General features: G+C 72.8%; 2 protein-coding genes and 1 pseudogene. All 3 read left to right on the plus strand.

Annotated elements, in window-relative coordinates; genetic code table 11:
* Positions 1-10: 10 nt before the first annotated feature.
* Positions 11-11,389 (plus strand): annotated as a pseudogene (locus tag PV343_RS10950) (SDR family NAD(P)-dependent oxidoreductase); the annotation flags it as partial.
* A 71-nt stretch (positions 11,390-11,460) separates the two neighbouring features.
* Positions 11,461-11,763, plus strand: coding sequence for a hypothetical protein (locus tag PV343_RS10955; protein WP_319146648.1), 303 nt, complete (start codon positions 11,461-11,463; stop codon positions 11,761-11,763).
* A 23-nt stretch (positions 11,764-11,786) separates the two neighbouring features.
* Complete coding sequence (locus tag PV343_RS10960; RefSeq protein ID WP_319146649.1) at positions 11,787-12,668, plus strand: proline iminopeptidase-family hydrolase; 882 nt, start codon at positions 11,787-11,789, stop codon at positions 12,666-12,668.
* Positions 12,669-12,703 lie beyond the last annotated feature (35 nt).

A 12,703-nucleotide genomic window follows, 5' to 3' on the forward strand; every position in this document is an offset into this window, starting at 1 on the left:
CAACAAGCTCGTCGCCGCGTTGCGCAGCTCGCTCAAGGAGGCCGAGTTCCTGCGCGCACAGAACGCGAAGCTCACCGCCGCGATCTCCGAGCCCATCGCGATCATCGGCATGGCCTGCCGCTACCCGGGCGGCGTCACGTCCCCCGAGGACCTGTGGCGCCTCGTGGCCGACGAGGTCGACGCGATCTCCGGGTTTCCCGCCAACCGCGGCTGGCGGACAGAGGAGTTGTACGACCCCACCGGCGAGCGCCCCGGGACCAGCTACGTCCGCCAAGGCGGATTCCTGCACCGGGCCGACCAGTTCGACCCCGCCTTCTTCGGTATCAGCCCCAACGAGGCCCTGCTCATGGACCCGCAGCAGCGGCTGCTGCTCGAGTGCTCCTGGGAGGCGATCGAGCGGGCCGGCATCGACCCCGCGTCCCTGCACGGAAGCCGGACCGGCGTCTTCGCCGGGATGATGTACCACGACTACCCCGCCAACGCGAACACCGGCGCCGTCGCCTCCGGCCGGGTCGCCTACACCCTCGGTCTCGAAGGCCCGACGGTCACGGTCGACACCGCCTGCTCGTCCTCTCTCGTCGCCCTGCACTCCGCCGGCCAGGCGCTGCGGGCGGGGGAGTGCACCCTCGCCCTCGTCGGCGGCGTCGCCGTGATGGCGACACCCGAGGCGTTCGTCGAGTTCAGCAGGCAGAAGGGACTGTCACCCGACGGCCGCTGCCGCTCCTACGCCGCCTCCGCCGACGGTGCGGCCTGGGCGGAGGGAGCGGGTGTCCTCCTGGTGGAACGGCTCTCGGACGCCCGGCGCAACGGCCATCCGGTGCTGGCGGTGGTACGCGGCTCGGCGGTCAACTCCGACGGCGCCAGCAACGGACTGTTCGCCCCGAACGGTCCCTCGCAACAGCGGGTCGTCCGGCAGGCGTTGGCCGCTGCGGGGCTGTCGTCCGCGGACGTGGACGTGGTGGAGGGCCACGGCACGGGAACGACGCTCGGCGACCCCATCGAGGCGCAGGCGCTGCTGGCCACGTACGGGCAGGACCGGCCGGAGGGCAGGCCGTTGTGGCTCGGCTCCATCAAGTCGAATCTGGGACACACGCAGGCTGCCGCGGGCGTCGCCGGCATCATGAAGATGGTCCTTGCGATGCGGCACGGCACGCTGCCCCGCACACTGCACGTGGACGAGCCGTCGGACCAGGTGGACTGGTCCTCCGGTGCCGTGGAACTGCTGACGGAGGCCCGTCGGTGGCCCGAGACCGGCGCCCGGCCACGCCGGGCCGCGGTGTCGTCGTTCGGTATCAGCGGGACGAACGCGCACGTGATCGTGGAGCAGCCGCCCGCGGCCGAGGCGGTCGCCGCACCCGGCGACGTGGCGCCGGTGGCGTGGGTGCTGTCGGGGAAGACACCCCAGGCGCTGACCGCGTACGCCGACCAGCTGAGGGCCCATGTGGCGGAAGCCGAAGCCGAAGCCGAAGCCGAAGCCGGAGCCGAAGCCGAAGCTGAGGCCGGAGCCGAAGCCGAAGCTGAGGCCGGAGCCGAAGCCGGGGCCGAGGCCGGGACAGGGGCCGAAGCCGGGACCGGGGCCGGGGCCGGGTCAGGAGCCGGCAAGGCGCTTCGTCCCGTGGACGTGGCGCGGACGCTGGCCGGTCGGGCGCGGTTCGAGCACCGGGCCGTGGTCGTGGGGTCGGACTGCGAGGAACTGCTGCGCGCATTGCGCGGCGTGGCCGGCGCGGCCGGCGCGGCCGCGGTGTCTCCGGTGCCGGGCAAGCTGGCCTTCCTGTTCACGGGGCAGGGTGCCCAGCGGCTGGGCATGGGCCGGGAACTGGCCGCCCGCTTCCCGGTGTTCGCGGATGCCTTCGACGAGGTGACCGCCGCACTGGACGCTCATCTCGAGCGGCCGCTGCGTGAGGTGCTGTGGGGTGAGGACGCCGACCTGGTGCAGCGGACGGGCTGGGCACAGCCGGGCCTCTTCGCGGTCGAGGTCGCCCTGTTCCGCCTGCTGGAGTCTGTGGGACTGAGGCCGGACTTCGTGGCCGGGCACTCCATCGGCGAGCTGGCCGCAGCACACGCGGCAGGAGTCCTGTCCTTGGCGGACGCGTCCCGACTGGTGGCTGCACGAGCCCGGTTGATGCAGGCTTTGCCCAGCGGCGGGGCGATGGCCTCCGTCCGTGCGGCCGAGGACGATGTACGAGCAGCGCTTGTGAACGGAGTGGAGGTCGCGGCCGTCAACGGCCCGCGCTCCGTGGTGATCTCCGGCGCCGAGGAGGCGCTGATCGAGACGATCGAGAGGCTGCAGGAGTACAAGGTCACGCGCCTGCGTGTCAGTCACGCCTTCCACTCCCCGCTGATGGAGCCGATGCTGGCCGACTTCGCCGAAGTCGCCTCCCCACTGGCCTACGGCACCCCCCGCATCCCCCTGATCTCGACCCTTACGGGTGAGCCGGCCACCGACGAGCTGCGCGACCCGGCCTACTGGGTCCGCCAGGTCCGCGAGCCGGTCCGCTTCGCCGACGCCCTCACCACCCTCTCCGGGCAGGGCGCGACCACCTTCTTCGAGGTGGGCCCGGACACCGTCCTCGCGGCCATGGCGGAAGACACCCTCGCCGCCGACACCTATGCCGTCGCGAGCCAGCGCCGGGACCGACCCGAGGCCCACACCTTCCTCACGGCTCTCGGCGCCCTCCACGCCCGGGGCAGGGATGTCGACTTCGCCGCCCTCCACCCGGGACGCCACCTCGACGGCCTCCCCACCTATCCCTTCCAGCGGCAGCGCTACTGGCTGGACGTGACGGACTATCTCGCCGAGTCCTGGCTCGGCGACGCCCTGGGCAGTGATCCGGCGAGTCTGGGTGTGACCGCCCTCGACCATCCACTGCTCGGTGCGGCCGTCACCGTGCCCGACAGCGGGGCCGTGGTGCTCACCGGGCGGCTGTCGGTGCGGGACCAGCCGTGGCTGGGCGACCACGACGTACTGGGGAACGTCCTGCTGCCCGGAACCGGCCTGGTCGAGCTGGTGCTGCGCGCCGCCCGGGAGGTCGACTGCGACCGGATCGAGGAACTGACGCTCACCGGGCCCCTGGTCCTGCCCGACGAGGACGGTCTGCTCGTCCGGGTGCTGGCGGGCGGCCCGGACGAGTCCGGCCGCCGTACCGTCGCCGTGTACTCCGCCCCGGAGCAGCGCCCGGCGGACGCCGCGACGGCCGCCTGGACCCTGCACGCCGAGGGCCTGCTGGCCCCCGGTACGACGCCCGTGGCGGACGCGTTCGGCACCTGGCCGCCGCCCGGCGCCGCCGTACGGCCCACGGACGGCGCGTACGAACGGCTGCTCGGCCGGGGCTACGGGTACGGCCCGGTGTTCCAGGGCCTTCGCGCGGCCTGGGAGCGCGGCGACGAACTCTTCGCCGAGATCACGCTCCCCGAGGACGCGCACGGGGACGCCCGGCGCTGCGCGGTGCATCCGGCCCTGCTCGACGCGGCCCTGCACGCCTCGCTGCTGGAGGACCTGGACGGCTCGGGAGCCACCCTGATCCCGTTCTCCTGGAACGGTGTCTCCCTGCACGCCACGGGCACGGGCGCCACCGGCCTGCGCGTCCGTATGCGGCCCGCCGGGCCCGACAGCGTCGCCCTGGACATCGCCGACGACGCGGGACGCGCCGTACTGTCCGTGGCGTCGCTGGTGTCCCGAGCGGTGTCCGCGCAGCAGCTCGACCGGGTACGGGGCGCCGGGAACCCGACGACGTACCGGGTCCGCTGGCAGCCCGTCGACTGCGCCGCCCGCGCTCCTGCCGCCGTACCGTCCGACCGCTCCCGCTGGGCTGTCGTCGGACCTGTCTCGCCCGTTCCCGGCCTGCCGGTGTTCCCCGGCCTCACCGCACTGGCCGAAGCAGTCGGCACCGGTGGTGACGCCGACGTGCCCGACGTCGTCCTGCTGCCGCTGGACCCGGGCACCGGCGACATCCCCACGGCCGTACGGGCCGCCACCGCCACCGCCCTCGCCGCGCTCCAGGCCTGGCTGGCCGACGAGCGCTTCACCGCCTCCCGCCTGGTGATCCTGACCCGGCAGGCCGTGACCGCACGCGACGACGAGCGGGTCGACCTCGCCACCGCCCCCGTCTGGGGCCTGGTGCGAGCGGCGCAGGCGGAGAACCCCGGCCGGTTCGTGCTCGCCGACATGGACGAGACCGTCGAGTCCCGTGCCGCCCTGCCCGCGGCCCTGGACGGCGGCGAACCCGAACTCGCCCTCAGGCTAGGCGCGTTGCTGGTGCCGAGACTCGTCGCCGCCGACCCGGTGCCCCGGACGGCACGCCTGGACGGCACGGTCCTGGTCACCGGTGGCACGGGCGGAATAGGGGCCCTGGTCGCCCGCCACCTGGTCACCGCGCACGGGGCCGGACGGCTCGTCCTGACCAGCCGACGCGGTGCCGACACCCCGGGCGCCGCCGAACTCACGGCCGAACTGACCGGGCTCGGTGCCGAGGTCACCGTAGCCGCCTGCGACGTGGCCGACCGCGACGCGCTGGCCGCCGTCCTGGCCGCGATCCCCGCCGAACACCCGCTCACCGCAGTGGTGCACGCCGCCGGTGTCGTCGACAACGGTCTGGTCACGACCCTCGACCCGGACCGGCTCGAAACCGTCCTGCGTCCCAAGGTCGACGGTGCCTGGCACCTGCACGAACTCACCCGCGACCTGCCCCTGTCGGCGTTCGTCCTGTTCTCCTCCGCCGGCGGACTGGTCCTCGCGGCGGGCCAGGGCGGCTACGCGGCGGCCAACGTGTTCCTCGACGCACTCGCCGAACACCGCGCGGCCACGGGCCTGCCCGCCACTTCCCTGGCCTACGGCCTCTGGGGCCTGGACACCGGCTTCGGCGCGGCCCTCACCGAGGACGACCTGGAACGGATGGCCCAGCAGGGATTCCCGTCCCTCACGGCGGCCGAGGGCCTGGACGCGCTCGACGCCGCGCTGCCGGGGCCGCCCACCCTGGTGCCCATCAAGGTCCATGCCGCCGGCATCCGGGCGAACGGCGACGTCCCGGCCCTGCTGCGCGGCATCGTACGCATGCCGCGCACGGTGCGCACTGCCGCCGGCTCCGCCTGGGCGGACCGCCTCGCGGGCCTCACCGGCGACGAACGCGTGGCCGCCCTGCTCGACCTGGTGCGCACGGAGATCGCCGCCGTGCTCGGCCACGCGTCCGCCCAGGCCGTCGAACCGGACCGCGCCTTCTCCGAACTGGGCTTCGACTCCCTGACCGCGGTCGAACTCCGCAACAGGCTCGCCGCCGCCACCGGCCTGCGCCTGCCCGCCACCCTCGTCTTCGACCACCCCACGGCCGACGCGGTCGCCGCACACCTCGACGCCACCCTCGGCGGAACCACGGCCGACGCTCCCACCCCCGGCGCCACGACCCACCGCACGCCCGACGAACCGATCGCCGTCGTCGGCATGGCCTGCCGCTTCCCCGGTGGCGTTTCCTCGCCCGAGGACCTGTGGCGCCTGCTCGCGGCCGGCGGCGAGGCCATCGAACCGCTGCCCGGCGACCGCGGCTGGGACGAGTCCCTCTACGACCCCGAGCCCGGCAAGCCCGGCAAGTGCTATGCGCAGGGCGGAGGATTCCTCCGTGAGGCCGGTGACTTCGACGCGGGGTTCTTCGGCATCGGCCCGAACGAGGCGCTGGCCATGGACCCGCAGCAGCGGTTGCTGCTGGAGACCTCCTGGGAGGCGTTCGAGCGGGCCGGGATCGACCCCGTCACGCTGCGCGGCAGCGCCACCGGCGTCTTCACGGGCGTCATGTACCACGACTACGGCTACGGCAGCTCCAGCGGAGGCAGCGCCGTCGCCGGCCGGGTGTCCTACGCGCTGGGCCTCGAAGGCCCCGCCGTCGCCGTCGACACGGCGTGCTCCTCCTCGCTCGTCGCCCTCCACTCCGCCGTCCAGGCCCTGCGCCACGGCGAGTGCTCACTTGCCCTGGCCGGCGGCGTCGCGGTCATGGCGTCACCCGAGATCCTGGTCGAGTTCAGCCGTCAGCGAGGACTGTCCGCCGACGGCCGGTGCCGTTCGTACGCCTCAGGCGCCGACGGCACGGGATGGGCCGAGGGCGCCGGAATCCTCGTCGTGGAACGGCTCTCGGACGCGCGGCGCAACGGCCACCCGGTCCTCGCCGTGATCCGGGGCACGGCGGTGAACCAGGACGGCGCGTCCAACGGCTTCTTCGCACCGAACGGCCCGTCCCAGCAGCGCGTGATCCGCCAGGCCCTGACAGCGGCGGGCCTGTCGTCCGCCGACGTCGACGTGGTGGAGGGACACGGGACCGGGACGACTCTCGGCGACCCCATCGAGGCCCAGGCGTTGCTCGCCACCTACGGGCAGGACCGGCCGGAGGGCCGGCCGCTGTGGCTCGGCTCCATCAAGTCCAACATCGGACACACCCAGGCCGCGGCGGGCGTGGCCGGGGTCATGAAGATGATCCTGGCCATGCGACATGGCGTGCTGCCGAAGACGTTGCACGCGGACGAACCGTCGGCGCAGGTCGACTGGTCAGCCGGTGCGGTGGCACTGCTCACCGAGCCTCGCGGGTGGCTGAGCGGCGAGGAGCGCCCGCGCCGTGCCGGTGTCTCGTCGTTCGGCCTCACGGGAACGAACGCCCATGTGATCGTGGAGGAGCCGCCGGGCGTTGAGGCGGTGCGTGTGGCTGACGATGTGCAGCCGGTCGCGTGGGTGGTGTCGGGGAAGACGCCCGAGGCGGTGACGGCTTACGCCGATCAGCTCAAGGCGTACCTCGGCGAGCGTGAGTCGTTGCGTCCTGTGGATGTGGCGTGGACGCTGGCCGGTCGCGCGAAGTTCGAGCACCGGGCTGTGGTGGTCGGGGCCGATCGTGAGGAGTTGCTGCGGGGGCTGCGTGATGTCGGCGCGGTGACATCGGTGGCGGGCAAGCTCGCCTGTCTCTTCACGGGGCAGGGGGCTCAGCGGCTCGGGATGGGGCGTGAACTGGCGGCTCGGTTCCCGGTGTTCGCTTCGGCCTTCGATGAGGTGGTCGCGGCGCTGGACGTTCATCTCGAGCGCCCGTTGCGTGAGGTCGTGTGGGGTGAGGATGCGGACCTGGTGCGGCGGACGGGCTGGGCGCAGCCGGGTCTGTTCGCCGTCGAGGTCGCCCTCTTCCGCCTGCTTGAGTCGGCGGGGCTGAGGCCGGACTTCGTGGCCGGGCACTCCATCGGCGAGCTGGCCGCTGCGCATGTGGCGGGGGTTCTGTCGCTATCGGATGCGGCTCGTCTGGTCGCGGCGCGTGCTCGGTTGATGCAGGCGCTGCCCGCGGGTGGGGCGATGGCATCAGTCCGGGCCGGGGAATCCGTGGTGCGTGCGGCCCTCGTAGACGGTGTCGAGGTCGCGGCCGTCAACGGGCCACGCCTCACGGTGATTTCGGGAGCTGATGACGCGGTCACGGAGACGATCGAGAGGCTGCAGGACCACAAGGTCACGCGCCTCCGCGTGAGCCACGCGTTCCACTCCCCGCTGATGGAACCCATGCTGGCCGACTTCGCCGAGGTCGCCTCCCAGCTCTCCTGCAACACCCCGCGTATCCCACTGGTCTCGACCCTCACCGGCGAGCCGGCCACCGACGATCTCCGCGACCCCGCCTACTGGGTCCGCCAGGTCCGCGAACCGGTCCGCTTCGCCGACGCCCTCACCACCCTCGCCGCACAGGGTGCGACCAAGTTCCTCGAACTCGGCCCCGACACCGTCCTGGCCGCCATGGCCGAGGACACCCTCCCCGCCGACACCACCCACATCACCGCCACCCAACGCCGAGACCACCCCGAGCCCCACACCCTCCTCACCGCCCTCGGCACCCTCCACACCACCGGCACCGACGTCGACTTCACCGCCCTCCACACCCCAGGACGACACCTCGACGACCTCCCCACCTACCCCTTCCAGCACCACCGCTACTGGCAGCCCGAGCGCGCGGCCGGTGCCGGTCCGGCGGCGCTGGGGCTGATTCCGGCCGAGCATCCGCTGCTCGGTGCGGCCGTTGCGCTCGCCGATTCCGACTCCGTGGTGTTCACCGGCCGTCTGTCGGCGCAGACCGTGCCCTGGTTGGCCGATCACGCCGTGGGCGGCTCGATCCTGTTCCCGGGCACCGGCTACGTCGAGTTGGCGATCGCGGCGGGTGGTCAGGTCGGCTGCGAGTACCTTGAGGAGCTGGTGCTGGCCGCGCCGCTCACGCTGCCCGACGAGGGCGGGACGACGATCCAGGTGTCCGTCGGGGTGCCGGACGACAACGGCGGACGCACCGTCTCCATCCACTCCCGCACGGAGGACACCGAGCCGTGGGTCCGTCACGCGGACGGAGCCCTGCGCCCGGGAGCGCCGTCGGACGCCACCGGGCTCGCTCAGTGGCCGCCGACCGGGGCCGTGCCCGTGCCTGTCGACGCCGTCTACGAGACGATGTCGGCGCGCGGGTACGACTACGGCCCGGTGTTCCAGGGGCTGCGAAGCGCGTGGCAGCGCGGCGACGAGATGTTCGCGGAGATCGTGCTGCCGGAGCAGGCGTACACCGACGCCGCCCGGTACGCCCTGCATCCCGCACTGCTGGACGCCTCGTTGCACGCCATGGGCCTGACCGGCGACAGCACGGACGGCTCCACCATGCTGCCGTTCTCCTGGAGCGGTGTCGCGGTGCACGCCCATGGTGCGCGCGGCCTGCGGGTGAGGATCACGCCGGCCGGTGACCGGGCCGTGGCCCTGGACCTGGCCGACCTCTCGGGCAGCCCCGTGGCCTCGGTCGGCGCGCTGAGCCTGCGGGAGATCACCGCCGAGCAGCTGGCCGCGCTGCGGCAGGGCGGCGACTCGCTGTACCGGATCGACTGGCAGCCGATCACTTCCGCCCCGCCCGTGGACGCCGACGTCATGTGGGCCAAGGTCGGGGACGGCTGCCCGTACGTCGATCTCCCCGCCCTGGTCGAGGCGATCGACTCGGGCTCGGTCGGCGTGCCCGAAGTGGTGTTCTGGCACGGCACGCCGACGCGGACCGAGGCCCCGGGGACCAACGCCCTGCGGGCCGACGTGCGCGCGACTCTCGCCGAAGCGCTCAGGACGGTCCAACTCTGGCTGAACGAACTGAGGTTCGCCGCCTCCAAACTCGTGATCGTGACGCGGGGCGCGATGGCCGAAGACGGCTCGGAAGTGCGCCTGCACCAGGCGCCCGTCTGGGGTCTGGTCCGCGCGGCGCAGGCCGAGAACCCCGGCCGCTTCGTCCTCGTCGACATCGACCACCTCAGCCACGACGATCAGGCCGATCACGCCGACACCGTTCTCCTCGCCGCGCCGGCGACCGGCGAACCCGAACTGATGCTGCGTGACGGCACGTTCCTCGTTCCCCGCCTGGTCCGCGAGCAGCAGCAGCCCACCGATGCCACACCCAGGGCCCTGGACCCCGCCGGCACCGCCCTCGTCACCGGTGGGACCGGCGGCCTCGGCGCCCTGATCGCCCGGCATCTCGTCAGCCGTCACGGCATCCGGCGGCTCCTCCTCACCAGCCGGAGCGGCCCGGGCGCGCCGGGCGCGGAGCGTCTGCTCGCCGAGCTGACCGAACTCGGCGCCGACGTACGCATCGTCGCCTGCGACGCCGGCGACCGCGAGGCGCTGGCCGCCGTGCTCGCCGGGATCGACCCGGGTGCGCCGCTCACGGCCGTCGTGCACGCCGCCGGCGCCGTCGACGACGGTGTGGTCGGCTCGCTGACCCCGCAGCGCGTCGAGACGACTCTGCGTCCCAAGGCAGACGGCGCGTGGCACCTGCACGAACTGACCGCCGGGCTGCCGCTCGCCGCGTTCGTGATGCTGTCCTCGGCCGGTGGCCTGGTGCTCGCGGCCGGGCAGGGCGGTTACGCCGCGGGCAACGTCTTCCTCGACGCGCTCGCCCGGTACCGGACGGCGAACGGGCTGCCCGCGACCTCGCTGGCGTACGGCCTGTGGGGCATCGAGGCGGGTCTCGGCCAGTGGCTGACCGAGGCCGACCGGGGGCGGCTCGCCCGTCAGGGCTTCCCCGTCCTCACCGTCGAGGAGGGGCTGGCTGCCTTCGACGCCGGGCTGGTCACCGACCGGCCGACGCTCGTCCCCGTCAGACTGGAGATCGCCGCGCTGCGGTCACGGCCCGAGGAACTCCCGGCGCTGCTGCGTGGCCTGGTGCCTCCTGCGCGGCGTCGAACCGCCGCGGGACCGGCGGACGCCGGGGACCTGGCCCGCCGTCTCGCGGGTCTCTCCGACGCGGAGCAGGAGCGGGAGCTCACCCAGTTGGTGCGCGCGCACGCCGCCGCCGTGCTGGGGCACGACAGCGCGCAGGCCGTCGATCCCGAACGGGACTTCCTTGAACTCGGGTTCGACTCCCTGGCGGCCGTCGAACTCCGCAACCGGCTGACGGCCGCGACCGGTCTGCGGCTGTCCCCGATGGCGGTGTTCGACAACAAGAACCCCACCGCCCTCGCCCGGCGGCTGCACACCGACCTGTCACTGCCGCCCGCGGCAGCGACGGCACCCGGCGCGGGCGGGACACCGGACACACTCGCCGAACTGTTCCGGGCGGCCGTGCTGTCCGACCAGGTGATCAAGGGGTTCGATCTCCTGCGCGCCGTCTCCGACCTGCGCCCGCGGTTCACCTGTGCCGCCGACTTCGGGCCCCTGCCCGACGGCGTCCGGCTCGCCGACGGGCCTCGGGAACCCGTGCTGATCGGCATCAGCACCCCGATGGCGACCGGCGGTCCGCACCAGCACGCGCGGCTCGCCGCCGCGTTCCGCGGGAAACGCCCCATGGTCACCCTGACCAACCCGGGGTTCAGGGCCGGGGAACCCCTCCCGGACTCCACGGACGCGGTGATCGACTACCTCGCCGAAGGCGTGCTGCGGGCCGCCGCGGGCCGGCCGTTCGTCCTGCTCGGCTACTCGTCGGGCGGCACCCTCGCCCACGCCACGGCCGGCCACCTGGAACGGGTGCGCGGGATCCGGCCCGCCGGCGTCGTCCTGATGGACACCTTCCGGGTCGACCTGGAGGACCGCGACCAGGGCCGGCTCATGGAACAGCTCACCGTCGGCCTGGTGCAGAAGGACGAGGCGTTCGGTCTGTTCCACAGCAGCGCCCTGTCCGCGATGAACCGCTACTTCGACCTGGTGCCGAGGTTCATCCTGGAGCCGCTGGAGGCGCCCGTGCTGTTCGTCGGGGCCACCGAGTCCTTCATGCCCTCCGGGACGGCCGGGGACGGCGACGACTGGCAGGCCAAACCCTGGGACCCGGCCCACGACCACGCCACCGTACGGGCCACCCACTTCTCCATGATCGAGGACCATGCCGCCGAGGCCGGCGCACTGGTCGAGGACTGGATCTCCCGGCACGCCCCTAGGGGTGACTAGGGGTACTTGCCGGGCCGAGCCCTTCCTATCGTCATGGGTGAAATCGGGTGATCGACAAAACGGGAGCTGGAATGAGCGCTGACGGCAGCTGGGAGTTCACGATCGACAGCCCCATCGGCAAGCAGAGCCTGTGGGTGGACATGAAGGCGGAGGACGGCAAGCTGGTCGGCACGTGCAGGGCCAACGGCCAGGTCATCGACCCGAACATCATCGACGGCAAGATCGACGGCGACCTGCTCTCCTTCAAGGTGAAGTCGCACAAGCCGGTCCCGCTGAAGATGACGCTGACCCTGACCCGCAACGGCGACAGCATGACCGGCAAGGCGAAGCCCGGCATGTTCGGCACCTTCCCGGTCACCGGTAAGCGGGTCTAGTGTTCCGCCCCACTGCCAAAGGCGTGGCGCCGTTCGGTGAGTTCAAGACCTGGTACCGGGTCACCGGCGAATTGTCGCCTCACCGGACGGCGCTCGTGGTGGCGCACGGCGGACCCGGCAGCACACACGACTACCTGGTGAGCCTGGCCGCCCTGGTTGAACTGGGCGTCCCGGTCGTGCACTACGACCAGATCGGCAACGGCGGCTCCAGCCATCTGCCGGACGCGCCGGCCGATTTCTGGACCGTGGAGCTCTTCCTCGCCGAGCTGGACAACCTGGTGCGCCACCTCGGCATCGCCGACAACTACCTGCTCTTCGGGCACTCCTGGGGCGGTCTGCTCGTGGCCAAGCACGCCGCCGGCGCCCCCGCCGGACTGCGCGGGCTGGTCATCGCCGACGCCCCCGCCTCGTACCCGCTGTGGCTGGAACAGATGGCCGTCCTGCGCGGCCGGCTGCCCGCCGGCGTCAACGAGACCCTGCTGCGCCACGAGGCCGCCGGCACGACCGACAGCGACGAGTACCACGCCGCCACCCGGGTCTTCTACGACCGGCACCTGTGCCGCCTCGACCCCTGGCCCCGCGCCTACCAGGCGTCGTTCTTCGAGATGTACAACGACCCGACGGTCTACTTCACGATGAACGGCCCCAGCGAGTTCCACGTGATCGGCTCCCTGCGCGACTGGGGGGTGACGGACTGCGTGTCCGGCATCGCGGTGCCGACGCTGCTGATCTCCGGGCGCCACGACGAGGCGACACCCGAGACCGTCCGGCCCTACGCGGAACTGATCCCGGACGTGCGCTGGGAGATCTTCGAGAACTCCAGCCACGTGCCGCACCTGGAGGAGCCGGAGCGGTTCCTCGACGTTCTGACCGAATACGTGAAGGCCGTCGCCTTCGGCCAGTGATCCGGCCAGGCATGCGTCCAGCCGTTCGGCCAGGC

The sequence above is a fragment of the Streptomyces sp. WI03-4A genome (assembly GCF_033792105.1).
GTDB lineage: Bacteria > Actinomycetota > Actinomycetes > Streptomycetales > Streptomycetaceae > Streptomyces > Streptomyces collinus_A.

Bases quoted from the DNA above. Each gene is read 5' to 3' on its own strand.
- PV343_RS10955 (WP_319146648.1), top strand. From the start codon at position 11,461: ATGAGCGCTGACGGCAGCTGGGAGTTCACGATCGACAGCCCCATCGGC.